The 24,733-nt window shown below is 61.7% G+C and carries 21 protein-coding genes and 1 pseudogene; 16 read left to right on the top strand and 6 right to left on the bottom strand.

All coding sequences use genetic code 11. The annotated features are described in order from the left end of the window. Window positions 1–254 precede the first annotated feature (254 nt). Complete coding sequence (locus tag BC360_RS29875; protein ID WP_083222789.1) at window positions 255–2,126, top strand: ABC transporter ATP-binding protein/permease; 1,872 nt, start codon at window positions 255–257, stop codon at window positions 2,124–2,126. A 422-nt stretch (window positions 2,127–2,548) separates the two neighbouring features. Here BC360_RS29875 and BC360_RS29880 read toward each other — a convergent pair whose 3' ends face one another. Next, on the bottom strand, window positions 2,549–3,823 hold the full coding sequence (locus BC360_RS29880; RefSeq protein ID WP_065797920.1) for an MFS transporter: 1,275 nt from the start codon (window positions 3,821–3,823) through the stop codon (window positions 2,549–2,551). 509 nt (window positions 3,824–4,332) lie between these two features. Between BC360_RS29880 and BC360_RS29885 the strand changes: the two genes are divergently transcribed. From BC360_RS29885 to BC360_RS29915, 7 genes are all read left to right on the top strand, one after another. Then, window positions 4,333–5,109 carry a FadR/GntR family transcriptional regulator gene (locus tag BC360_RS29885; protein WP_065377142.1) on the top strand — a complete coding sequence of 259 codons (777 nt, stop codon included), beginning with the start codon at window positions 4,333–4,335 and terminating at the stop codon, window positions 5,107–5,109. Between the two features lie 40 nt (window positions 5,110–5,149). After that, entirely contained in the window at window positions 5,150–6,133 is a 984-nt protein-coding gene (gene denD / locus BC360_RS29890; protein WP_065797921.1) for a D-erythronate dehydrogenase, read from the top strand. 1 nt (window position 6,134) lies between these two features. After that, window positions 6,135–6,911 (top strand): SDR family oxidoreductase, encoded by a 777-nt coding sequence (locus BC360_RS29895; RefSeq protein WP_065784718.1) that lies wholly within the window; start codon window positions 6,135–6,137, stop codon window positions 6,909–6,911. Between the two features lie 98 nt (window positions 6,912–7,009). Continuing rightward, on the top strand, window positions 7,010–8,077 hold the full coding sequence (locus BC360_RS29900) for an ABC transporter ATP-binding protein (RefSeq protein ID WP_065797922.1): 1,068 nt from the start codon (window positions 7,010–7,012) through the stop codon (window positions 8,075–8,077). A gap of 150 nt (window positions 8,078–8,227) precedes the next feature. After that, window positions 8,228–9,544, top strand: coding sequence for an ABC transporter substrate-binding protein (locus BC360_RS29905; RefSeq protein ID WP_053249895.1), 1,317 nt, complete (start codon window positions 8,228–8,230; stop codon window positions 9,542–9,544). A gap of 95 nt (window positions 9,545–9,639) precedes the next feature. After that, window positions 9,640–10,572: a carbohydrate ABC transporter permease gene (locus BC360_RS29910; protein ID WP_053249896.1), complete on the top strand. Its 933-nt coding sequence runs from the start codon at window positions 9,640–9,642 to the stop codon at window positions 10,570–10,572. A 16-nt stretch (window positions 10,573–10,588) separates the two neighbouring features. Then, window positions 10,589–11,488: a carbohydrate ABC transporter permease gene (locus BC360_RS29915; RefSeq protein WP_065784720.1), complete on the top strand. Its 900-nt coding sequence runs from the start codon at window positions 10,589–10,591 to the stop codon at window positions 11,486–11,488. A gap of 24 nt (window positions 11,489–11,512) precedes the next feature. Here the strand turns inward: BC360_RS29915 and BC360_RS29920 are convergent, their stop codons facing one another. Together BC360_RS29920 and BC360_RS29925 are read right to left on the bottom strand one after the other, a co-directional pair. Beyond that, the gene (locus BC360_RS29920; protein ID WP_065377125.1) at window positions 11,513–12,181 is read right to left on the bottom strand and encodes an aldolase; all 669 of its coding nucleotides are present in this window, start codon (window positions 12,179–12,181) and stop codon (window positions 11,513–11,515) included. Between the two features lie 16 nt (window positions 12,182–12,197). Next, on the bottom strand, window positions 12,198–13,196 hold the full coding sequence (locus tag BC360_RS29925) for a LacI family DNA-binding transcriptional regulator (RefSeq protein WP_065797923.1): 999 nt from the start codon (window positions 13,194–13,196) through the stop codon (window positions 12,198–12,200). Between the two features lie 242 nt (window positions 13,197–13,438). Here BC360_RS29925 and BC360_RS29930 point away from each other — a divergent pair, with 242 nt between their 5' ends. From BC360_RS29930 to otnK, 4 genes are all read left to right on the top strand, one after another. After that, window positions 13,439–14,755, top strand: coding sequence for an MFS transporter (locus tag BC360_RS29930; RefSeq protein ID WP_065797924.1), 1,317 nt, complete (start codon window positions 13,439–13,441; stop codon window positions 14,753–14,755). A gap of 67 nt (window positions 14,756–14,822) precedes the next feature. Continuing rightward, window positions 14,823–15,767 carry an L-threonate dehydrogenase gene (gene ltnD / locus BC360_RS29935; protein WP_065797925.1) on the top strand — a complete coding sequence of 315 codons (945 nt, stop codon included), beginning with the start codon at window positions 14,823–14,825 and terminating at the stop codon, window positions 15,765–15,767. A gap of 11 nt (window positions 15,768–15,778) precedes the next feature. Next, window positions 15,779–16,555 carry a 2-oxo-tetronate isomerase gene (otnI, locus tag BC360_RS29940; protein WP_065797926.1) on the top strand — a complete coding sequence of 259 codons (777 nt, stop codon included), beginning with the start codon at window positions 15,779–15,781 and terminating at the stop codon, window positions 16,553–16,555. A gap of 3 nt (window positions 16,556–16,558) precedes the next feature. After that, window positions 16,559–17,839, top strand: coding sequence for a 3-oxo-tetronate kinase (gene otnK, locus BC360_RS29945; RefSeq protein ID WP_065797927.1), 1,281 nt, complete (start codon window positions 16,559–16,561; stop codon window positions 17,837–17,839). On the opposite strand, the gene BC360_RS33210 is transcribed toward otnK, so the two are convergent. After that, window positions 17,811–18,035 carry a helix-turn-helix domain-containing protein gene (locus tag BC360_RS33210; protein ID WP_413813800.1) on the bottom strand — a complete coding sequence of 75 codons (225 nt, stop codon included), beginning with the start codon at window positions 18,033–18,035 and terminating at the stop codon, window positions 17,811–17,813. The genes otnK and BC360_RS33210 overlap by 29 nt on opposite strands. A 281-nt stretch (window positions 18,036–18,316) precedes the next feature. On the opposite strand from BC360_RS33210, the gene BC360_RS29950 reads away from it, so the two are divergent. Continuing rightward, window positions 18,317–20,191 carry a patatin-like phospholipase family protein gene (locus tag BC360_RS29950; protein WP_065797928.1) on the top strand — a complete coding sequence of 625 codons (1,875 nt, stop codon included), beginning with the start codon at window positions 18,317–18,319 and terminating at the stop codon, window positions 20,189–20,191. 138 nt (window positions 20,192–20,329) lie between these two features. On the opposite strand, the pseudogene BC360_RS29955 reads toward BC360_RS29950, so the two are convergent. Further along, a pseudogene (locus tag BC360_RS29955) lies at window positions 20,330–20,653 on the bottom strand (IS30 family transposase); the annotation flags it as partial. Window positions 20,654–20,794: 141 nt separating this feature from the next. On the opposite strand from BC360_RS29955, the gene BC360_RS29960 reads away from it, so the two are divergent. The 3 genes from BC360_RS29960 (at window position 20,795) to BC360_RS29970 (ending at window position 23,312) form a co-directional block, all read left to right on the top strand. Further along, a complete protein-coding gene (locus tag BC360_RS29960; protein WP_065797929.1) occupies window positions 20,795–21,049 on the top strand; it encodes a type II toxin-antitoxin system Phd/YefM family antitoxin in 255 nt (84 codons plus the stop codon). Next, the gene (locus tag BC360_RS29965) at window positions 21,049–21,456 is read left to right on the top strand and encodes a type II toxin-antitoxin system VapC family toxin (protein WP_065797930.1); all 408 of its coding nucleotides are present in this window, start codon (window positions 21,049–21,051) and stop codon (window positions 21,454–21,456) included. The genes BC360_RS29960 and BC360_RS29965 overlap by 1 nt, the downstream gene beginning before the upstream one ends. 461 nt (window positions 21,457–21,917) lie before the next feature. Further along, window positions 21,918–23,312, top strand: a complete 1,395-nt coding sequence (locus BC360_RS29970; RefSeq protein ID WP_065797931.1) for a sulfite oxidase — start codon at window positions 21,918–21,920, stop codon at window positions 23,310–23,312. Between the two features lie 269 nt (window positions 23,313–23,581). On the opposite strand, the gene BC360_RS29975 is transcribed toward BC360_RS29970, so the two are convergent. Further along, a complete protein-coding gene (locus tag BC360_RS29975; RefSeq protein ID WP_065797932.1) occupies window positions 23,582–24,733 on the bottom strand; it encodes an efflux RND transporter periplasmic adaptor subunit in 1,152 nt (383 codons plus the stop codon).

The raw sequence follows: 24,733 nt of genomic DNA on the forward strand, positions 1-24,733 counted from the left end.
TGACAGTCGCCATGGAATCGAAGCGTCACGCCTCCGTCATGACATCTGGTCAGGAACGTTTCAGGAGCCTTGAGGGTAGCGAGCTAGGCATCGAACCGGGGAGGAGTCAACCGGCACTCCGCTCTTCGCGGGGTGAGCGGCGAATGCAATAACAAGGGAACATCAGTGAGGGATGTACTGATCACCGGCGGGGAGGCGCTGCACTGGTGAAGCCGCAACTGGGAAAGCAGCCGCAGCCGACCCCCGTCTCCTCGATGCGCAGCTTCTGGGGGCTGATGTGGGCCTATTGGTTCTCCGACAGATGGCAGGAGGCTTGGGGACTGGCGGCGATCATCGTCGTGCTTACGGCCCTGTCGGCAATGGCTAGCGTCTGGTTCGCCGAGGCGTCGGGCGAACTTGTCAGCGCAATCGCCTTCCTCCACCATCCGGAAAACCCGACGACGCTCAAGTCGCTTCTGGCAAGCGCCGTGACCTTGGCCGCGATCGTCGTGCTCAAGGAAGTCGGTTTCACCGCAGTCCGCCACTTCTTCTCGACGAGCCTGCATCGCAAGTGGCGCGCCTGGCTTGACCGGCGTTTCAACGACGCACTGCTCGACCGCAACCATACGCATTTTCACCTGCAGCACGGGGCGGTGGACGCCGTTCTGTCCGACGCGGCAGTGCCGGACAATATCGACCAGCGCATCCAGGAATCGATCAAGGGCATGACCGGCGGCGCCATCGGGCTTGCCATGGGCATCGCCGGCGTGGTCCTGTCGCTGCTCTTTGTCGGGGGCAAAATCATCGAAACGTCCACCAAGGTCAGCGGACTGGAGTTCCTTGGCAGTTACGCCAGCGCCTGTCTGACGCTTGTGGCCGTCGTCGCCTATGTCCCCGCCAACACGCTTTTGGCTGTGAAGATCGGAGCGATCCAGCAAAGGCTGGATGTCAGGATGCAATGGGCTGAAGGCAGCTACCGCCGCGAACTGACCACGCTCCTCCACCGCAGTTTCCACGTCGCGGCCGCCGGCGGCGAGGAAGCACAGAACGGTGTTCACAGGCGGCGCTATCTCGACATTGACCGCACCTGGGCAAGGCTCAACATTCTGACCGCGAGCTATATGGGTTTCGAACTCGTCTACAACTTTTTCAGCTCGCGCATCGTCGCCTACGCGCCCGGGCTGCTCCCCTATGTGGAGGCCAGGCTCAGCTTGCAAGCATACGTAACCGGCGCGGAGCTCGCCAATGCGATCATCAACGATTGTTCGTGGTTCATCCACGTCATGCCCGACATAGCGAGGCTCAGGGCGAATGCGGGCCGTATTGTCGACCTTGCAAAAGCCATCGAAGACGTGCAGCAGCCGCGCGATTTCTATGCCCACACCGGTCACGCCGAGCTGCACTATACCCGGCAGGATCCTGAGTTCGGCTTGACGATCCGGCATCTTGAACTGATGCACCCGGGCGATGATCAACCCTTCGTCACGACCGGGCTCCTCCACTTCGACCGTGGCGAATGGACGCTTCTCGTCGGCGAATCGGGCAGCGGCAAGTCGTCGTTGCTCAACGCGTTCAACGGACTCTGGCCGCATGGCCGCGGCACCATTGTCTTGCCCAGGAAGGTGCGGGCCCTCTATGCCGCGCAGGACATAAAGCTGCCGACAATATCGCTGAAGGAGCTGATTTGCCTCCCCGATCCCGTCGAGGCGCACTCAGATACTGAGGCCGCCGCAGCGTTGACAAAAGCCGGTCTTGCCGATTTCATCGGCGACCTTGCCGAGGAGGGGCGCGACAACCAAAGCTGGGACCAGCTTCTTTCCGGCGGTCAGAAGCAAAAGCTCGTTCTGGCGCGGATCCTGTTACTGCGCCCGGGGCTCCTGTTTCTCGACGAACCGACCAGCGCTCTCGACCGCGAGGCGGCGGTCGCCTTTCACCAGGCCCTCAAGGACGATTGCCCTGGCGCGACGGTGATCAGCGTCATGCACGACGCCACGCCTCCGAAATCCGCAAGCGGCGAGGAGTTCTTTGACAACGTACTCGTCATCGCCGGTGGCTCATTGACCAAGACGCATCTGTCGAGACCGACAGGCGGCCCCGTCGGCCCCGCGCGCGTGAGGCGGCGTGGGGAAAAATGGCCCGTAGATTGACGTGAGGAGCACGTCAGGCCGTTACCCGGTTCGACGCCTTCTTCGCTGGCCGATGGCGCGGTTCGGAACAGAAAAGGAACATGTCAGCTTGCTGTGCCTCCGGAAACCCTTGAGGCCGCGCTTCTTCGTCATCCCAGGTCTCAGGACCATTGCCGTTTCCCTCATGTCGTCTTTCTAGGGAACGGCCGCCATCTCGAAGGGTCCGGATGGGGCCTGCGGCGCGGGCACGGCTTGGCGGTCTGCGGTATTGCCTTCGCGATCCCAAGGTGCGAGCCTTCACACGCGGCGCTTTTGGCGCCCGGCGAAATAGCAAAAAAATGCCCGGCACAAAGTGGCCGGGCAAGAAGCAGGGCCTTGGCTCGGCCCTGCGGGGAAGCTCTTTCACCCCGAAGCTTTGGATATTTCAGGTCGCTCCGGACCACCTATCGAGCAAAGGCGCCGGCTGGCATGTCTTCTTCGGCGTGGCGCTTGAACTGCCGTATTGAGGCGGTCATCCAGATAAGTGAAACCGCAACGATCGCGAAGAGCAGCATGAAACAGCTCGACCAGAGGCCGGTCGCATCCTTGAGAAAGCCGAAAGCGATCGGCAGGACGAAGCCGCCAAGACCGCCCATCATACCAACGATGCCGCCGACGGCGCCGACACTGGCGGGGTAATAGGCGGGAATATGCTTGTAGACCGCCGCCTTGCCGAGGCTCATGAAAAAGCCGAGCACAAAGATCACGAAGACAAAGACGGCCGGGGTCACAGCAATCGGCATTGCTCCGCCCGCCCCACCTGCCGGCACGGATAGAATGAGCGTCGCCACGGCCGCGACGGAAAGCGTCGCGTACATGATCTTGCGTGCCCCGATCTTATCGGAAAGCATGCCGCCATAAGCGCGGAAGATGCTGCCAGGGATCGAATAGGCTGCGGCGATCATGCCGGCGGTCTCGATGCGGAAACCGTAGACGCCGACCAGGTAGCGCGGCAGCCAAAGCGACAAAGCAACGAAGCCGCCAAAGGCGAAGAAGTAGTAGAGAGCGAAGCGCCAGACCTGAATGTTCCGGAGCGGCTCGAACTCTTGCAGGAAGCTCTTTCGCGGAACTTGGTGATTGCGGCGCGCGCGAAACTGAGGGTCGTCGTTCGTGGAAAACCAGAAGACGACGGCCGTGATGAGCAGCACTGCGGACCAGATTTGTGCGACGGTCTGCCAGCCGAAGGCAACGAGAACGAGCGGAGCCGCAAACTTGGTCACAGCTGCACCGACATTGCCGGCGCCGAAAATTCCGAGCGCCGTCCCCTGTTTTTCCGGCGGAAAGAAGGGCGACACATAGGCGACACCGACGGCGAACGAGCCACCAGCCAGGCCAATGCCCAGCCCCGCGAGCAGCATCTCGGGATAGGTCTTTGCGTGGGAGAGGAGAAACGTGGCAAGGGCTGCTGCCGTCATGGTGACGGTGTAGACGAGCCGGCCGCCATAGCGGCACGTCCAGATACCCAGCACAATGCGGATCAGCGAGCCGGTGAGGATGGGCATGCCAATCAGCAGGCCGAATTGCGCCTCGGTGAGGCCGAGTTCGTCTTTGATGCGCACGCCGATGATGGAAAAGATCGTCCATACGGCAAAACAGACGGTGAAGGCAGTCGCGGAGGTCCACAGCGCGCGCGCTTGCTCGCTTGCAGAGATCTCTTGTGTTTGATGAAGAGCGGACATTGCATCTCCCGGCGCGTTGAACGCGCCATTCTCCTGTTGGTCCTGGAAACACCATGAGCGAAGACGACGCCCATCGGATTGGGCGCGTCGATCCTGTTCAGCAACTTTGCACTTGGCGCGCGACATTGGGCGCCTGCGACGGAATCCGCTTGGTCTCGAGATCAGGAAAGCAAATAGCATGCCAGCTGGAGCGAAACTGGGTCCCTAGTGATTTCAATAACCTAGCGAGGCGGGTCCCAGCGGGGCGTTCGATGCTGTTCAAATAATAGCCCTCTGAGAGGGCATTGCTCAATTATGGTGCACTGCGGTGCGCCCGACCATCGCTTCCGCATACTCGCCATTTCAAAGGCACCGCGACTTCTTGGGTTCTATGCGTAGCTGTGTTGGCGGTGGGCCGATCTTTGATGCGGTGCAGCAACGAACCTGTCTTGACTAGTCATACTTTTCGCGGCTCCATGGAAACTGATCTGCTGGACCAACCAGTGGGTCAGTTGGAGGTGATGGTGGCGATGGACGGCAGCCCGATACTCACGCAAATGCCAAAGGTCGGGCAGAGTCTCGACCGGCGCACGGCTCGTGACCTCATCGCCGACAAGCTGATGGTGCTAATCGCCACCAACATGCTGCGCCCCGGCGACGTCTTGCCGGGCGAACGGGAGCTCGCCAATGTGCTTCATGTCAGCCGCGAGACCGTGCGCGGTGCCATCCAGACGCTCGCCGCGCGCGGTATCGTCGAGGTGTCTCAGGGCAGCCGCACACGGATCTGCAATGTCGATCTCAGCCATCTCACCGTTACCATCGCTTCGCCCAACGCCATCGACAGCTACGATCTCGACGATGTTCATGCGGCCCGGCTGCATATCGAGCTGAAGGTCGTCGGCGATGCTGCCGATCGGATTGATGAAGAGACGCTGGGCAAGCTCAAAAGCCTGCTCGAAGCGCAGAAGCTGTGTGGCGATGACGCCATGCGCTTCCTGATCTGCGACCGCGAATTCCACATGGGAATCTATCGGGCTTGCGGAAACCCGCTGCTGTCCGATTTCGTCACCGATCTCTACACCTACATGATGGACTACCGGCGCAGCGCGATGTCACGGCCGGGCGCTATCGATGCCAGCTATGACGACCACACCGAGATCGTGGAGGCACTGGAGCGGCGCGACCGGGACGCGGTGATCGCTGCATTTCGCCAGCATCTCACCCGGATCTACGACACGACGAAGGAACTGCTTGCGGGGAGCGGGCAGAAAAAACGGGAAAAGAACAAGAGCGGGACGGCAGGCTGATCCGGCTGAGCCGGGCGGCAGACGGGGAGGTTCGCCGGAAATGCATATCATGGTGATTGGAGCGGCCGGGATGGTCGGCCGCAAACTGGTGGAGAAGCTCGCCTCAGAGGAAGGCGCGCTTGGCTACGATATTTCCAGGCTGGCGCTGGTGGATGTGATCGAGCCGCCTGTGCCTCAAGGGCTGTCGCCGATCGCGAAGGCACTCGCGCTTGATCTGTCAACCGAGGACGCCGCTGGCAAACTGGTCGCTTTGCGCCCCGACGTGATCTTCCACCTCGCGGCGATCGTTTCCGGTGAGGCCGAGGCTGATTTCGACAAGGGCTACAAGGTCAATCTTGACGGAACGCGGGCGCTCTTCGAGGCGATCCGCCATGAGAGTTTGCGGGAGCCCTACGTTCCGCGGGTCATCTTCGCCTCGTCGATCGCCGTTTTCGGAAAGCCTTTCCCGGAAAAGATCGGCGACGAGTTCTTTACCACGCCACTGACGAGCTACGGTACGCAGAAGGCAATCTGCGAACTGCTTCTCGCCGACTATTCGAGGCGCGGCATTTTCGATGGCGTCGGCATCCGCCTGCCGACGATCTGCATCCGCCCCGGCAAACCCAACAAGGCGGCGTCCGGCTTCTTTTCCAATATTCTCCGCGAGCCGCTGGCAGGTCAGGAGGCGGTGTTGCCGGTGGACGAGAACTTGCGTCACTGGTTTGCAAGCCCGCGTTCGGCAGTCGGTTTCTTCATTCATGCCGCGCGGATGGATACGTCCGCGATCGGCCCGAGACGCAATCTGACCATGCCTGGCCTTTCCGCCCTCGTTGGTGAAGAGATCGAAGCGCTTCGGCGTGTGGCCGGTCTGAAGGCCGTCAAGCTCATCCGCCGTGAGCCCGACCCGGTTATCCAGTCGATTGTTTCAGGCTGGGCGACCGATTTCGACGCGCGGCGTGCTTCCCAACTGGGTTTCAAAGCCGAAACCAACTTCGACGAGATCATCAGGATCCATATCGAAGACGAACTCGGAGGACATATCTGAGATGGTCCGCGCTTTGAAATCCGGCGAAGGCAAGATCGCATTGGTGACGGGCGGCGGCACGGGCGTCGGACGCGGCATCGCCGGGGCCTTGAGCGCGGAGGGTTATACCGTCGTCATCACCGGCCGGCGCGCCGACGTGCTCGATAAAGCCGCTGGCGACATAGCGGTGCAAACGGGAGAAACCGTGCGGGCGATCGTTGCAGATATCGGCGACCCCGCTGCGGTCGCTCGCCTTTTCGAGGCGATCCGCAGGGAGTTCGGCCGGCTCGACTTGCTGGTCAACAATGCCGGTTCCACCGTGCCGCCAGTGTCGCTGGAAGATGTGACCTTCGAGCAATGGAGCGGTATTCTCGCCGCGAACCTCACGGGTGCCTTTCTCTGCACACAGCAGGCGTTCCGGCTGATGAAGGCGCAGGCGCCGCGCGGCGGGAGGATCATCAACAACGGCTCGATTTCGGCCCAGACGCCGCGGCCGAACTCCGCGCCTTACACGGCAACCAAGCATGCGATCACGGGGTTGACGAAGTCGACCGCGCTCGACGGGCGCAAATATGACATCGCCTGCGGCCAGATCGATATCGGCAATGCCGCGACCGACATGACGTCGAAGATGAATTCCGGGGTGTTGCAGGCGAATGGCGCGACCGCCAGTGAGCCGACGATCCCGGTCGCGCATATCGCCGAAGCCGTTGTCTACATGGCAAGCCTGCCGCTGGAGGCGAATGTGCTGACGATGACGGTCATGGCGACGAAGATGCCGCTGGTGGGGCGAGGGTAAGGGCAGTCGATCGGGAACCGGACGGGGTCCGAGTACGGCATGAGGAGGCCGCCGGACAATCCGCCGATTTCAGATGAAATTCACAGGGAGGAAAGTATATGGCAGGCGTTGACTTCGTCGATGTCAGAAAATCATTCGGAGCCTTTCCCGTCATCAAGGGCGTGAATATCGAAATCGAGGATGGCGAATTCGTCATCCTTGTCGGCCCGTCGGGCTGCGGGAAATCGACGCTTCTGCGAATGCTGGCCGGGCTTGAAAACATTTCAGCGGGCGAGATCCGCATCGGCGACAAGGTGGTCAACGCCCTGCCGCCCAAGGATCGGGATATCGCCATGGTGTTCCAGAACTATGCGCTCTACCCGCATATGACGGTCGCCGACAATATGGCTTTCTCCCTTATGCTGAACGGCTCGCCGAAATCCGAGATCGAGAAGCGCGTCGGCACCGCGGCCGGAATTTTGGGACTTTCCAAGCTGCTCGACCGCTATCCGCGCCAGCTCTCCGGCGGCCAGCGCCAGCGCGTGGCCATGGGCAGGGCGATCGTGCGCGATCCGCAGGTGTTTCTCTTCGACGAACCGCTGTCCAACCTCGATGCGAAACTGCGGGTAGCAATGCGCGCCGAGATCAAGGAACTGCACCAGCGGCTGAAGACGACCACCGTCTATGTCACGCATGACCAGATCGAGGCGATGACCATGGCCGACAAAATCGTCGTCATGCATGACGGCATTGTCGAACAGATCGGCGCGCCGCTTGACCTCTACGACAGTCCCGCCAATCTTTTCGTCGCGGGTTTTATCGGTTCGCCGGCGATGAACATGATCAAAGGCAGGCTCGACCCGCAAAATCCGAATAGCTTTATCGCAACCGATGGCATGGCGCTGCCGCTCGCGCGGTCGCCATCGGCGGCAAGAGGGCGTGATCTGATCTACGGCTTGCGGCCGGAATATATGTCGCTCGACCCGAACGGGTTTCCTGTGACCGTCGCGGTTATCGAGCCCACCGGCTACGAGACGCAGTTGATCGTGCGCTTCGGCGGCACGGACGTCACCTGCGTTTTCCGTGAGCGCGTGACCGCCCGGCCGGGCGAGGCAATCCACCTATCGATCGATGCCGATCATGTGCACCTGTTCGACGCCGAAACCGGCGTGCGGCTGACCGACTGATACCGTCCCGTTTTGCGCTGCGTGAGGGAAGAGGAGCCCTGACGCATCGGCCGGCATTCCGGCATTTCCGGAAGCCATTAACTCAGCATTCGCCAAACGGGACGGCGGGTGCCGGAAAGGATGATGTCCCGTGTCACCAGGAGGAGCATTATGACTTTCAAGAGACGTGATTTTCTTGCCGCATCCGCCGCGGTCGCGGGCATGGCCGGCCTTTCGCCTTTCGGCATCCGCTCGTCGTTCGCCCAAGGGGCGGAGCCGGCCTACAAGCCGGAGGACGGTGCTAACCTGAGGCTGTTGCGCTGGACACCCTTCGTCAAGGGTGACGAGGATGCATGGCTTGCCAACACCGCGAAGTTCACCCAAGCGACCGGTGTCGAGGTCCGCATCGACAAGGAAAGCTGGGAAGACATTCGCCCGAAAGCGGCCGTCGCTGCCAATGTCGGCTCCGGGCCGGATATGGTGATGTGCTGGTTCGACGATGCCCATCAATATCCGGACAAGCTCGTCGATCTGACCGAACTCGCCAACTACCTCGGCGGCAAATACGGCGGCTGGTACGATGGCGTAAAGGGTTATGCTTCGCGCGGCGACAAGTTCATCGCCATGCCGCTGGCGGCCATCGGCAATGCGATCTGCTACCGCGATAGTCACATGAAGGCGGCCGGCTTCAGCGAATTTCCGAAGGAAACCGACGGGTTCCTCGAACTCTGCAAAGCCATGAAGGCCAAGGGAACGCCAGCCGGCTTCCCGCACGGCAAGGCCGTCGGCGACGGCAACAACTATGCCCATTGGCTGCTCTGGAGCCATGGCGGCAAGATGGTCGATGAAGGCGGCAAGGTCGTCATCAACAGCCCCGAGACGCTCAAAGCGGTCAACTATGCCAAGGCGCTTTACGAGACCTTCATTCCGGGCACCGAGAGCTGGCTCGACATCAACAACAACCGGGCCTTCCTGGCGGGCCAGGTGTCGCTGACGGCGAACGGCGTCTCGCTCTACTATGCGTCGAAGAAGGACCCGGCGATGGCGGAACTTTCAGCCGACATCCGCACCACGAACTTCCCTGTCGGTCCGGTCGGCCAGAGCGTCGAGCTGCATCAGACGAGTTCGCTGCTGCTCTTCAGCCATACGAAATATCCGGAAGCGGCCAAGGCGTACATCAAGTTCATGATGGAGGCCGACCAGATGAATGCCTGGATCACGGGCTCCAGCGCGTACTGCTGCCAGCCGCTCAAGGCTTTCGCCGACAATCCCGTCTGGACGTCCGATCCGATCCACGCGCCTTATGCGCGCGCCTCGGAAACGCTGCGCCCGAACGGTTATGCCGGCCCGCTCGGCTATGCGTCCGCCGGCGTCATGGCCGACTACGTGCTGGTCGACATGTTCGCCACCGCGGTTACGGGGCAGATGACGCCGGAAGAGGCAATTGTAGAGGCTGAGCGCCGGGCAAACCGCTACTACCGGGTCTAAATCCCAACGTGGCCTGTATAGGCCGCTGAGACAAGGTATCGGCGGAAATGCCCCGCCGATACCCGTTCCCCAATCCGCTATACGGGAGATGTCCGATGTCCACAGCGTCATCCAGGAAGCCGCCATCCGCGATGGCCTCGCTCATGCAGAACAGGAACATGATTGGTTTCCTCTTCATGCTTCCGGCCGCCGTCTTCCTTGTCTGCTTCCTCACCTATCCACTCGGTCTCGGCGTCTGGCTTGGCTTTACCGACACGCGCATCGGTCGTGACGGGGTGTTCATCGGGCTCGAAAACTACATCTTCCTTGCCGAGGACTCGGTCTTCTGGCTCTCGGTCTTCAACACGTTGCTCTACACGATTGTGGCGTCGATCCTGAAATTCGTCTTCGGGCTCTGGCTGGCGCTGCTGCTGAATGAAAATTTGCCATTCAAGTCCTTCTTCCGGGCAATCGTACTCTTGCCCTGGGTCGTTCCCACCGTGCTCTCGGCGCTGGCCTTCTGGTGGATCTACGATGCGCAGTTCTCGATCATTTCATGGTCGCTGATGCAGCTCGGCGTGATCGACAGTCCGATCAACTTCCTGGGCGATCCGGAAAATGCCCGAGCCTCGGTGATCGCAGCCAATGTCTGGCGCGGCATTCCCTTTGTCGCCATTTCGTTGCTGGCTGGCCTGCAGACCATTCCGGCCTCGCTGCAGGAGGCGGCGTCGCTGGACGGTGCAACGAGCTGGCAACGCTTCCGCTATGTGACGTTGCCGATGCTGACGCCGATCATTGCCGTCGTCATGACCTTCTCGGTGCTGTTCACCTTCACCGATTTCCAGCTCATCTATGTGCTCACCAAGGGTGGGCCGGTGAATGCGACGCATCTGATGGCGACGCTGTCTTTCCAGCGCGGCATTCCCGGCGGACAGCTGGGCGAGGGGGCGGCGATCGCTGTGGCGATGATCCCCTTCCTGCTTGCCGCCATCATGTTCAGCTTCTTCGGTCTGCAACGCCGTAAATGGCAGCAGGGTGGCCAGGATTGATTGGGGGAGAATGACGATGACAACGACCGTGAAATCCGAAGATGCCGTTCTGACAGATGATGTACAGGGAATGAGCTATCTCAACCGCCTGCCACGCAGGATCGTGATGGTTTATCTGCCGATGGCGGTGTTCGTCTTCGTGCTGCTCTTTCCGTTCTACTGGATGGCGATCACTGCAGTGAAGCCGAATTCGCAGCTGACGGATTACAACAATTACAGCCCCTTCTGGGTGGTCGGGCCGACGTTTGACCATATCAAGTACCTGCTGTTCGAAACCTCCTATCCAGGCTGGCTGTGGAACACGATGCTGGTGGCGACCTGCGCGACGTTTCTGTCGCTTGCGGCTTCGGTCTTTGCGGCCTACGCGATCGAGCGGGTGCGGTTCTCGGGCTCGCGGCCGGTGGGCCTGATGATCTTTCTCGCCTATCTCGTGCCGCCCTCGATCCTGTTCATTCCGCTGGCATTCATCGTCTTCAAGTTCGGCATCTACGATTCCAGGCTGGCGCTGATCTTTACCTATCCGACCTTCCTCATCCCCTTCTGCACCTGGCTGCTGATGGGCTATTTCAGGTCGATCCCGTTCGAGCTCGAGGAGAGTGCGCTGGTGGATGGCGCGACGCGCTGGCAGATCCTGATCAAGATCATCCTGCCGCTTGCCGTCCCCGGGCTTATCTCGGCTGGTATCTTTGCCTTCACGCTTTCCTGGAACGAGTTCATCTATGCGCTCACTTTCATCCAGTCTTCGGAGAACAAGACCGTGCCCGTGGGCGTGCTGACGGAGCTGGTCCGCGGCGACGTGTTCGAATGGGGAGCGCTGATGGCGGGCGCGCTGTTCGGTTCGCTGCCGGTGGTGATCCTCTATTCCTTCTTCGTCGATTATTACGTGTCGTCCATGACCGGGGCGGTGAAGGAATGAGTGCCTGCTTCAGGCGATAGCGCATCAATCGTGGTCGTGGTCGTGATGCGACGGCAGGTCGAGGCCGAAGGTCTCGGTGAGATCTGCCACCTGCGCCGGGCTGAGGTAACGGGGGTTGAGGTTGCGCAGCAGCAGATAGAGCTTCGCCGTCTCCTCCAATTCCTCGGTAGCGAAAACCGCCGCCTCCAGGCTGTCGCCGGCGACGACCGGTCCGTGATTGGCCAGAAGCACCGACGAATATTTGCCCGCCAGCCCGCGGATCGCGTCGGCCACCGCCGGATCGCCGGGACGGTAATAGGGGACCAGCGCGGTCTCGCCGGCGCGCATGAGATAATAGGGCGTCATCGGCGGCAGGGCGGCGCGCGGATCGATCTCCGGCAGCATGGTCAGCGCAACCGCGTGGGTGGAATGAAGATGGACGATGGCGCGGGCGCTGCCGCGCGTGTCGTAGAGGGCCGTGTGAAGCGGAATTTCCTTGGTCGGCTTGTCGCCGGACACGAGACGCCCGGCGGCATCGAGCCTTGAGATACGGGCCGGGTCGAGGAAGCCGAGCGAGGCGTTGGTCGGCGTGACCAGCCAGCCGCCATCCTCCAGCCGCAGCGATATATTGCCCGACGACCCGGGCGTCAGCCCGCGTTCGAACAGCGAGCGGCCGTAACGGCAGATTTCCTCACGCAGGCGCGCGTCGGACATGACAGTTCCTCCAGCTCTAGGCAGTTGCCCCTTCGATCAGTTCAAAACCGAGATCGACGACCTGGGGTGGCGCATTGGCGACGACAAGTTGTGCCGCCACATGTCCGGTCGCAACGCGGGGCGTGCGGATGGTCGAGAGCGGCTGCGGCGTTGCCCGGCCGATATCGAGGCCGTTATAGCCGAAAATGGCAAGCTGCGAGGGGATCGCAATCCCCCGCGCCAGACAGTGAAAATAGCCGCCCAGCGCCATGTCGTCGTTGGAGAAATAGACCGCGTCGAGATCGGGCGTCCGGGCGAGCAGCCGCTCCAGTCCCAGCCTGCCGTTTTCCACCGACGATGCCCCGGCGAGAATTTCGCGATCGGCGAGGGGGGCGTCATGCGCGCCCAGCGTTTCGCAAAAAGCGGAAAACCGCTTGCCGGCGCGCGTATCGCGGTTGAGGTCGTGGCCGACATACCCGATCCGGCGATAGCCCCGCTTGAGCAGGAAGGCAGCACTTTCGCGTCCGGCTGCGCGGTTGGAGAAACCGACCGCCAGATCAAGCGCATCGCCGTCCAGATCGAGCAGCTCGACGATCCGGCAGCCGCTTGCGCGCAGCATCTTCACCGTGCCCTCCGTGTGCTCGTACCCCGCCAGCATCACCGCCGCGGGCCGCCAGGCGAGCATCGCGGCGGCAAGCGCTTCTTCCTTCCCCGGATCATAGTCGGTGACGGAGAAGACCGCCTGATACCGGTTTTCCTCCAGAACGGCGCTGGCGCCGCGCAGTACATCGGGAAAGACGATGTTGGATAGCGAGGGAATGACGAAGGCGACAAGGCGCGAAGCGGTGGAGGCGAGCGTTCCTGCGATCCGGTTCGGCACATAGCCGAGCCGCTCGACCGCAGCCATCACCCGGTCCCGCGTCTTGCCGGAAAACGAGCCGTGGTTGCGCAGCACCCGCGAGACCGTGCTCTCGCCGACCCCGGCCGCTTCCGCGACCTCGGCAAGCGTCACTGTCGCCTGGTGTTTGAATTCCATAGTCACTTTCGAACCCGGCCTTGGGTGGGCGCTTCAGCCGCGAAGCCGTCATCCCTCCGATGTCGCCCACCATGCAGTCCTCATTTTTCACCACTCTCTTCAAGAAGCAAGATTTTTTTGGCAGCGCTACCAATTTCGTGTTGGCAGCGCTGCCAAAATGGATTAAGGAAAATGGCAGCGCTGCCATTATTGGCTCGGCGTGCCGCGGAAGGAGACTGCGGCAACAATTGGAGGAGAAAATCATGACGCTGCAAACGCAGGCGCCAGTCGATGGCGCATACGCCGCACAGACAATGGAAGACCGGGCCTATGGCAAGGTATTCTGGAGAATCGTTCCTTTTTTGATGCTGTGCTACGTGGTGGCCTATCTCGACCGCGTCAATGTCGGCTTCGCGAAGCTGCAGATGTCGAGTGAGCTCGGCCTCTCGGAAGCGGCCTATGGCATCGGCGCAGGTATTTTCTTCATCGGCTATTTTCTGTTTGAAGTGCCGAGCAACATTATCATGAACAAGGTCGGCGCGCGGGTGTGGATTGCCCGCATCATGGTCACCTGGGGCATCATTTCCGCCGCCTTCATGTTCACCTCGTCGGAAGCCGTCTTCTATGTCCTGCGTTTCCTGCTGGGCGTTGCCGAAGCGGGATTTTTCCCCGGCATCATTCTCTATCTGACCGCTTGGTATCCGGCCCATCGCCGCGGCAGAATCATCACCACCTTCATGTCCGCAATCCCGATATCCGCCATTTTCGGTAATCCGCTTTCGGGTCTCTTGATGGACAGCTTCCACGGCACGCATGGCCTTTCCGGCTGGCAGTGGATGTTCCTGATCGAAGCCATCCCGGCCATCCTTTTCGGCGTCGTCACGTTCTTCTACCTTGATGATACGATCCGTGACGCGAAATGGCTGAACGAAGACGAAAAGCGTGTGCTGGCGGCCAATATCGAGGCGGAGAACCGGGCCAAGGCCTCGAGCCCGCACAGCATTGCCGGAACGCTGACGGACCGCCGCGTCTGGCTGATGTGCTTCATCTATTTCTGCTTCGTGCTTGGGCAATACGGCCTGAATTTCTGGATGCCCTCCATCGTCAAGGCCTCCGGCGTCAGCGGGAACCTGAATATCGGCCTGATTTCCGCTATCCCCTATATCTGCACGTTCGTTGCCATGCTGGTGCTCGGACGCTCCGCCGACAGGCTGCGTGAACGCCGGTGGCACCTGGTCATTCCCGCCCTCATCGCCGCCGGTGGTTTTGTCGCGGCAACGACGGCAACAAGCACGACGGTCTCAATCGTCTGCCTCTCGCTGGCTGCTGCGGGCGCCATCAGTTGCGCGCCGCTCTTCTGGTCGCTTCCGACCGCTTTTCTCGCCGGCACGGGCGCGGCCGCCGGCATCGCCTGGATCAATTCGGTCGGCAATCTCGCCGGGTTCCTCGGGCCGTTTCTGGTGGGCTATCTGAAGGATCTTACGGGCAGCAACAGCGCGGGCATGTATCTTCTCGCCGCGGCCCTGGTCATCGGTTCGCTGGCCGTGTTGACGGTTCCGGCGAAGACCGTCAACCGCTAAACACCAACCCCTCCGGGTGGCAGCATCCGGAGGGCAGCTCTTCCTTTACAAGACTGGAGAACTCGTCATGTCACCGCTTGCTGAAAACTCAGGCCCCGCTGTTGTCGCGGCCGTCATCGGCCTTGGCTCCATGGGGCTCGGAATGGCCCGGTCGATGAAGCGCGCAGGCCTCGACGTCGTTGGGTATGACATCACTCCTGCGGCGGTGGACCGCTTCACCGCCGAGGGTGGACGCGGCGCGGCCACGCCCGCCGGTGCGGCAAAGGATGCCGACCTTGTCGTCTCCGTCGTCGTCAACGGTGCGCAGACCGAGGCTGTGCTGTTCGGCGTCGAGGGTGTAGCGAGGACGATGAAGCCCGGAGCAGTCTTCATTTCGTCGGCTACCATGGACCCGGCTGTGGCACGCGACCTGGCACAACGGGTGGAGGCTCTCGGTCTGCATTATCTCGATGCGCCAATTTCGGGCGGTGCGGCCAAGGCGGCAAACGGCGAACTGACGATCATGGCATCCGGCTCCAAGCAGGCTTTCGACACGGCCCGCCCGGGTCTCGACGCCATGGCCGGCAAGATCTACGAGCTCGGCGACGCGGCCGGAACCGGCGCCGCCTTCAAGATGATCAACCAGCTTCTCGCCGGCGTGCACATCGCGGCCGCCTGCGAAGCGATAACGTTTGCCGCCAAGCAGGGCCTCGACCTCCACAAGGTCTATGAAGTGATCACGGCCTCGGCCGGCAATTCCTGGATGTTCGAAAACCGCGTGCCGCATGTGTTGGCCGGAGACTATACTCCGCTGAGCAGCATCGAGATTTTCGTCAAGGACCTCGGCATCGTCCAGGATATGGCTCGCTCGGAGCGCTATCCGGTACCGCTCGCAGCTGCGGCCCTGCAGATGTATTTGGGCGCGTCCGGAGCCGGCATGGGCCGCGACGACGATTCCTCGCTCGCGCGGCTCTACGCCCAGCTGTCGGGTGCCACATTGCCCGGTGCCACCAAAGAGCCTCAGAAGCCGTAAGGAACGCCACCATGCCGGTTTTTGCCGCCAACCTGACGATGATGTTCAACGAATGGCCGTTCCTCGACCGCTTCGACGCCGCGGCCGATGCCGGGTTTGCCGCCGTCGAATATCTTTTTCCCTATGAAGCCGCACCGGAGGCGATCGCCGAACGGCTCGCCCGCAACAATCTGCAGCAGGCCTTGTTCAATCTGCCGCCGGGCGATTGGGCCGCCGGCGACCGGGGTGTCGCGGCGCTTCCCGGACGGTTCGATGCGCTGAAAGCGGGCGTCGAGCGGGCGCTGGACTATGCGGTGGCGACGGGTGTCGGGCGGCTGCACCTGATGGCCGGCCTTGCTGATCCCCACGACAAAGACGCGGCCTCATCTTACCGACGCTCCGTTGCCTACGTTGCGGGGCGGCTTTCAGAGGAGGGCATCGACCTGTTGCTCGAGCCGATCAACGGGCGAAACATGCCGGGCTACTTCCTCAATGACTTCGGCGCGGCCGAAAAGCTGATCGCGGAACTCGGTATGCCGAACCTGAAACTGCAGTTCGACATCTATCACCGCCAGATCCTGCATGGCGACGTGGTCATGGCCTTGCGCCGCCTGCTACCGATCACCGGCCATATCCAGATCGCCAGCGTGCCGTCGCGCAACGAGCCGGACGGGGAGGAGTTGAACTATCCCTATCTGTTCGTGGAAATCGACCGGCTCGGTTACGGCGGCTTTGTCGGCTGCGAATACATCCCCCGTGGCCGTACGCTGGACGGCCTCGACTGGTTCAGACCTTTTGCACGGAGCTAGCTGATGACCATCCTGCTTGGATCGATCGCTGACGACTACACCGGCGCGTCAGACCTTGCCAACACACTGACGAAAAACGGCCTGCGCACCGTGCAGACGGTCGGTATTCCCGACCCGTCCCTGGCGCTGCCGGATGTCGACGCGGTCGTCGTCTCGCTGAAAATCCGCTCGGTCGCGGCCGCTGACGCCGTGGCTGCGGCGACGCAAGCCGAACGATGGCTGCGCGAGCGCGGAGCGGACCATGTGCTTTACAAGATCTGCTCGACTTTCGATTCCACCGACGCCGGCAATATCGGTCCGGTGACGGAGGCCCTGAGCGCCGCTGCCGGCGGCGGTTTGGTGCTGGTTACGCCCGCCTTTCCGGAAACGGGACGCACCGTCTATTTCGGCCACCTCTTCGTTAACGGAGAGCCGTTGAACGAAAGCCCGCTCAAGGATCATCCCCTCAACCCGATGCACGACGCCAATCTTGTGCGCGTCATGACCAGACAGTCGCGTGGCGCCGTCGGTCTCATCGATTTGCCGGCAATCGCTGCGGGACCCGATACGGTAAGAGCCCGGCTCGAGGCTCTGCAGGTCACCGGTGTCAAGACGGTGATAGCGGACGCGGTCTTCGAACGCGATCTTGAAACGCTTGGCGAGATCGCCCTCGAAACGCCGGTGTCCACCGGCGCGTCGGGGCTCGGCCTCGGCCTTGCCCGCGCACTCGTCCGCTCCGGCCGGGTATCGTCCGGGGAGGCAACGACAGCGGATGCCATTCGCCCGGTGGGCGGGCCTGCCGTGGTCGTTGCCGGCAGTTGCTCCAAGGCGACGCTGCGGCAACTCGATGTCGCCGAACGGTCGATGCCCGTCCTGCGGCTCGACCCGGAGCGGCTGCTTGCCGGCCCGGACGAGATTGCCGCTGCGATTTCCTGGGCCGGAGACCGCATTGCCGCCGGTCCGGTCGTCATCGCGGCGAGTGCATCGCCTGAAACCGTTTTGCAGCTGCAGTCGCAATACGGACGGGAGGCCTCCGGCCACGCGATCGAAACCGCGACTTCGATCATCGCCGCCGAGTTAGTAGCAAGAGGCGTGCGGCGCCTGGTCGTCGCAGGCGGAGAAACCTCGGGTGCCGCGGTCGACAGGCTGGCCATTCCAGCCTTCCTGATCGGCCCGGAGATCGCGCCCGGCGTGCCGGTGCTGCGAACGGTCGGCAATGCGCAGGGCGATATGCTATTGGCGCTGAAATCGGGAAACTTCGGAGGCGAGGATTTCTTCACAGCCGCGCTGGCGATGATGCACTGAGCAAGACTAGCTCTCGCCACGAGACGAATTCCAAGCGTCGATCGAACGTCAGACTTTGCCGAGCTTGCGCGGGTAGGGAGCCCAAATGGCTTATCAGCTGCCCCCGCAGTTCGCGGCAGATTGTCGAGCGGTCTCGGCGAAGCGTCCGCGCGATCTCCGCCTGGCTGATCTTCTTCTCATGCATCCCCGCCTTGATGCGGCGGAATAATCGGCTGCATTCATAGTCTCAAAGCGAAAGCCGATAGGCGTCCGTCACCCGCCCCGATCTGTCCTTGCAACCCGGACCAGCCGGTCAGATCGGGGCTGGTGGTGGTGCGATATGACTGCTCAAAATGACATTTCTACTTTGCGCAACGGCGGACATTTCAACCTTGCGGTCACAGGATAGTACCATTTTTGAGCGGCTGTGCGATTATCCGTGCTTGTGCGGGACGCATTACTGTTAGCCGGAGCGAACTCGTCTCGAGGAGTGGTTAAATGGCCTCCGTCGATTCCCTTGCGGCGAGATTGCTGTCGGCGACATTGATGTTCGATCGGGCGTCTTTGGCGGCACTTGAGGCTTTGGCTGCCGAATCCGACCGGCGGGTCCTGCGACGCGGTGAGGTCCTGGTTCGCGAAGGTGATCCATCGGACCGGTTCTTCATAGTACTATCTGGCCGCTTTACGGTGCACAAAGAAGATTCAGCCGGCTGGGTCGCCGAGATTGGCCAGGGCGAACTCGTCGGTGAGGTCGGTTTCTTCGCGGGGCTGCCCCGCATGGCCACCGTTCTCGCAGCGCGCGATTCGATCGTTCTTGAAATCCGCGGCAACCAGTTCGAGAAAGCGGCCGTCGCCTTGCCAAGCCTACGACAGGCGGTCACGACTTTTCTGGCGCGCCGGTTCGCCATGCAGGCTCCGAATTCATCGCTTCCCAAGAAACCTGCCAAGATCCGAACGCTTGCGGTCATTCCAGCCGGCGGAAGTCGCATTTCACCAGTTTTCATCCGGCACCTGCGGAAAGCGTTCGATGTACGCGCGCGCGTTCAGTTCCTTGCCCGGGCTGACATTGAAGCGCGGTTCGCCGGTCTTCCGATCGACGATCAGCCGGTCCTCAACTGGTTGAATGAACTCGAGGCCAAAACCGAAATCATCGTTTATGTCGCCGATGAAGAGCCCAATGAATGGACACGAGTCTGCATTCGCCAGGCGGATTGCGTCCTGTTGCTTGCCAGCGCGTCCTCTTCGCCCTGCATGAACCTGTCCGAGCAGCTGGCGCTATCGGTCCATCCACCATCGACCGCGCGGCTCGTCCTGGTTCACGACAATCGCTCGGTAGCGGTCTCCGGTACCACTGAATGGCTTAACGAGCGTCCTCATGTTGGCCATCATCATCATGTTGCGCTAGTGGACGGGTCCGACATCCAACGCCTGGCTCGATTCATTTCCGGCAACGCGAGGGGTTTCGTGGCGGCAGGGGGCGGGTCCCTCGGCAGCGCCCATCTGGGCGTCTACAAGGCCTTCCTTGAGGCGGGCGCTTGCTTCGACTATCTCGGCGGTACGAGTTCCGGAGCGGCAATGATGGCCGGCTTTGCCCGTGGGTTGGATGCGGATGAGATCGACCGTGGCACGCACAACATATTCATTAAGAGCCGGGCATTTCGCCGTCCCACATTGCCGCATTTCGCGCTCCTGGATCACAAGGTGTTCGATCGAGCCCTTCAGGCGGAGTACAGCGACGTTCTGATCGAGGATCTTTGGCTTCCGTTCTTTGCGCTTTCGACCAATCTGAGCAGTCGTCAGCCCCATGTTCATCGCTATGGAAAGCTGTGGCAGGCCGTTCGGGCGTCCGGCTCGATCCCGGGTGTCCTGCCGCCGTTCTTTACGACTGACGGCGATATGCTGGTGGATGGTGGGATTATGAACAATCTGCCGTTGGAGCAGATGAAGGAACTCAAGACCGGACCCAATGTCGTCGTGAGCTTGGAGTCGGGTGGACCACAGAAATACCAAATCGACTATGACCGCATCCCCGGAGCTTCCCAGTTGGCGCTCGCCTGGCTAAATCCTTTCGGTCGTGCCAGCTTGCCAAAGGTGCCCAGCGTGATTCACGTGATTGCTGCGAGCATGCTGGCGCACCGGCCGCAGGACATTGCCATTGGCGAAGAGGATGTTTTGGTCTGTCCGCCGGTTTCGAGCACGATCAGCTTCATGGATTGGAGCCGGCATTCCGAATTGTTCTCTGATACCTACGACTGGACGATCAGATGGATGAAGGAACGTCTGCGCCAGAACGACCCGGGCCTCCAAGCGGTGCTCGGCACCTCTGCTCAGCAAGGCCTGATCCAAGTCCGTGGCGACAGCATGGACCTGTAGCGCATCCAATCACATCGTATCATCTGAGAGCAGTCACCTCCTTTTGCGGTGTCACTGGCGATTATGTTGGCGAGGTCGGCAGAGCCAAGCGACATCTCACCTGCGGCAACCACGGTGGTGCCGTTGTTTTGCTGAGGTGAGCGCTATCGCCACGTTGCTAACAACGAGGATAACGACGTGTCTATTCCCGAACTTCTTGCGAAACTGAATGAGATCGCGCTCCCAATGACCGAACTGCTTGCGCTCGGCGACGGTGTCCGGACGGTGGAGAATGTTGAGTTCCGGGCTGAAACGGCGGCCGTAGCGCCGCCTGGCATGGCGCGGGCGACGTCTCGCACGCCGTTCCGGCAGATGCCGCCATAGCTTGATGGCCTGACCGTCTGCAGAATAGGCAAATTTGTAGATCGTCTCGTAGCTGACGGAAATCGGATGACGCTCCAGCCGCATGCGGCCGGCGATCTGCCGCGTAGCTCGGTTATCGAGATCGCCGATCGTGCGGCGTCGCGTGCGGGCCGTCGATCGGCCGCGTGGTACATTGGCACTTTCAATGGCAGACAAATAGGACTATATAGCTAGACAGTCTAGCTAATTTGGAGCGAAGTTATGGAATGGCAACTGCAGGACGCCAAGAACCAATTCTCGAAGGTGGTGCAGAAGGCGCGCCATGAAGGGCCGCAGATTGTCACGCTGCGCGGTGAGCGCACGGCCGTCGTGCTGTCCGCTCATGACTACGACGCTCTGCGCGCCGGCCGGCCAACGCTGGTCGACGATCTGCTTGGCGGTCCCGCTTGGGACGATCAGCTCGCTGATGAGGTGAATGTACGCGCCAAGACGCCAAGCCGCGATGTGGCCTTCTAATGTATCTGGTTGACACCAACATCGTCTCAGAGGCGCGACGCGGCACGCCGCAGGCAGTGTCCTGGCTGCGCTCTGTAGATCCGCTCAGCATCCACCTGAGTGCCCTCACCTTCGGCGAAATCATGCGCGGGATTGCCCTGAAACAGAGGTCGGATCCGAAGACTGCCGCGCACCTCACCGAATGGCTGCGCAAGTTGCGCCACGACCATGGCGACCGCATTCTGCCGATAACCGACCAAATCGCGGTCGAATGGGGCCGCATCGCGGCAATCCGCCCTCGCGGCGATATCGACGGGTTGATCGCCGCGACCGCGATCGTCCACGATCTCATCCTTGTCACACGCAACGTCAAGGATTTCGAAGACACAGACGCCTCCGTAATCAACCCTTGGGAGACGTCGGCGTGAGCCGCTCGGCGTCGAACACCCGCTGTATGCCGGCATTCACTGTGTCCATTCGACGGAAGTACCTTTTAGACCCCTGAAGTTGCATAATGTATCGTCGGGATTTGCGTCGACCTCTACTGCATAATTCCTTAAATCGGAATCGATTTAAGGATAAATTATGCAGCAAGTTTAAAGCGTTACAGCGTCCTTAGCGCGTCATGTTTGACGCGCGGCGCTGTAGCGAGACTTCTTCACAACGATATCCGGCGAAAGCGAAGGCGGGGCGTGATATATTGCGGCCATTGCTCGTCTGGTCTCGCCGGAAGGAAGGTGCGCGATTCATCTCCGCATCGTGCAGGTGCCGAAATGATCGTGAGCAGTGCGAGCGGAGCAATGTGTCCTCAGGATCGGGACCGATCGCCTTGCAGGCCGCAACGTGCAGTTTGGCGCAGGGCAACCCCGCCCTAGCATGGAGGTTCCCAGTGCCTCTGTTCATTGTGCACCATCAGCATTCGCCCGAAACCTGCCCCGCACGCGATCCGGCCAAGGGCGCGATGCTGCTGAATCATTTGAGCCGGCCTAGCGCCGCTCGCCATGGCGTGGTCATCAAGGGCGAGGCCGTCGTTCGTGGCTCCCATTCACTGTTCTTCATCGCCGAAGCGGCGGATGAGACCGTCCTCCAAGCGTTCTTGACGCCGTTCCGTCAAGCCGGCGAGGTCGAAGTGATGGCGGCGTCGACCTGCGCCGGGGTGGTGGCGAGCGGCGGCTGCGATGCACGCCCGGCGGAGGTTTCTGCCGCGTTTCTCGACCCCGCGGACGCTTGCCAGGACGCCGTTGAGGCGGGGCTCCTGGTTCATCGCGTCTATCCGCTGAACGGCGAGACGTCGGTGCAGGACCTAGCGGGCGGGGCAGTGGTGCCCAATGGTCGGTTCTACTTGCGTAATCACTTCGATATTCCGAACCTCGATGGCGAGAGCTATCGGCTCTCGGTCGGCGGACTGGTCGAAAGGTCTCTGAGTCTGAGCATGAGGGACCTTCACAATCTTCATGCTGAGAGCCTCGTGGTGACCCTCGAATGCGCTGGCAACGGCCGCAGCCTGTTCGGTCCGGCCGTGCCCGGCGAGGCCTGGGGCCTGGGCGCCGTCAGCACCGCCGAATGGACCGGCGTTCCCTTGATCGAGGTGATCGAACGGGCAGGCCTGCGACCCGGCGCGACGGAACTTACGTTCCGCGGTGCGGACGGCGGGCTCGTCGAGGGTCACGATGCGCCGATTCGTTTCGAGCGTGGCCTCAGCTTCGACCAGATTCGCGAAGCGGGCGCGCTTCTCGCCTACGAGATGAACGGCGAGCAGCTGTCGTCGCCTCATGGCTATCCGTTGCGGCTGATCGTGCCGGGCTGGTATGCGGTGGCGTCCGTCAAGTGGCTGACCGAGATCGTCGTCACCGACAAGCCCTGCGAGGCCCACTATCAAACGGAGAAGTACTGGTACCAGTGGGTGCGGAACGGGGGCGACGAGCGCGCGCCGGTGACGCTCATGAGTGTGCGGGCGCTGATCTCTTCACCCGATCAGGGCGAGAGCCTGCCGCGCGGCGAGACCGCGATCCGCGGCGTCGCGTGGTCTGGCGCCGGGAGCATATCCAGGGTCGATGTAAGCCTAAACGACGGCCCGTGGCGCGAGGCGCGGCTCGTCGGCGAACGGCGGCGCTCTGCCTGGCAATGGTGGGAGCTGATGACGCGACTTGAGCAGACGGGGCCGCTCGCCGTGCGGGCGCGCGCCACCGACATGGCGGGCCGAACCCAGCCTGAGCGCGCCGAGTGGAACCGTCTGGGCTACGGTAACAACTCGATCCACTGTGTGACCGCACAGGTGATCTGAAGCCGTGAGAGCGCGCGCGCGACGAGACGTCTCGTCAGCAAAACGTCGCCGCGGCGGATGCGGTCGGAAGGCCAAGTGCAAAACAAGCAGTCGATCGGAGCCTACTGCATAATTCCTTAAATCGGATCCGATTTAAGGAGAAAATTATGCAGCAAGTTTAAAGCGTTACAGCGTCCTTTGCGCGTCATATTTGACGCGCGGCGCTGTAAGGTATGCGATGCGTGATGCAGCGATCCTAGCCTCAGTTATTAAAGCGATCGTCGTTGCCGCTACTTCTGCGCCTGCCCCGCCGGCATCGGCTTGACTGGCGCGCCGGGGAAGATCTTCTGCAGATTTCCGGCGATCACCTGGTCGCCTTCCGAAACACCCGAGGCCAACCCAATGAGATCGCCGCTGGTCGGGCCGAGGGTGACGAGCCGCTGCTCGACCGTATCATCCTTGCCGACGACGTAGACATACTTGCCGAGCTGGCTCGATCCGAGCGCTGTTCCCGGCACCATCATCACGTTCGGTTCATCCCTGATCTTCAGGCGCACGCGGACATACTGGCCGGGAAGCAGGGTCAGATCGGCATTGTCGATCGTGGCGCGCGCTACCACCGTTCCGGTATTGCCCTCGACCGTGTTGTTTATGAAGCTGAGGTCGCCGCGGTAACGCGGTTCCTTGTCGCCGGGCAGAAGCACCTCTGCCTCCACTTTGCCCTTCGTCCGGGCCTTCCGGATGTCGGCGAGTTCGGTTTCGCTCGGGTTGAACGAGACATAGATCGGCGAAAGCTGCACAAGGTTGTTGAGCGGGGTTCCGGTCGTGTTGCTGACCAGTGTTCCCTCCGGCGCCAGGTTGCGCCCGAGCCGCCCGGCAAAGGGGGCGCGGATTTCGGTGTAGTCGAGGTTGATCTCAGCCGTGCGCACCGCCGCCTGCGACATGGCAAGTGCAGCCTCCGCCTGACGCACTGCGCTGTGACGCTGGTCGAAACTGTCCTTGTCCAGATAGCCTGTCGTGGCAAGCTCGTTGCCGCGCGTGAGATTGGATCGGAGATAGGCGAGTGACGCTTCGTCCCTTTCGACCTGGGCCTTTGCCTGATCCAGTTCCGCCCGATAGTCGCGTGCGTCGATCCGGTAGAGGAGGTCGCCGCCGTGAACATCCGAACCGTCCGGAACCGCCTGTGACTCGATATAGCCGGAGACCTTGGCGCGAAGCGTCACGTTGCGGATCGCCTCGGTCCGTGCCGAATAGTCGAGATAGATGGGGATCGTTTTCTTGACGACCGCCGCGACGGGAACGGGCATGGCCTGTTGCGCCGGAGCCGGGGCGGCCCCGGCATCGCCGCCTTCGATCTCAAACCCGCCATTCCTGTAGTGGTAGGCCGCAGCAAGGGCGGCGATTATGACCACTGCGGCAAGGACCAGTCTCGAACCACGCAT

The sequence above is a fragment of the Ensifer sp. LC163 genome, assembly GCF_001695855.1.
Lineage (GTDB): Bacteria > Pseudomonadota > Alphaproteobacteria > Rhizobiales > Rhizobiaceae > Ensifer.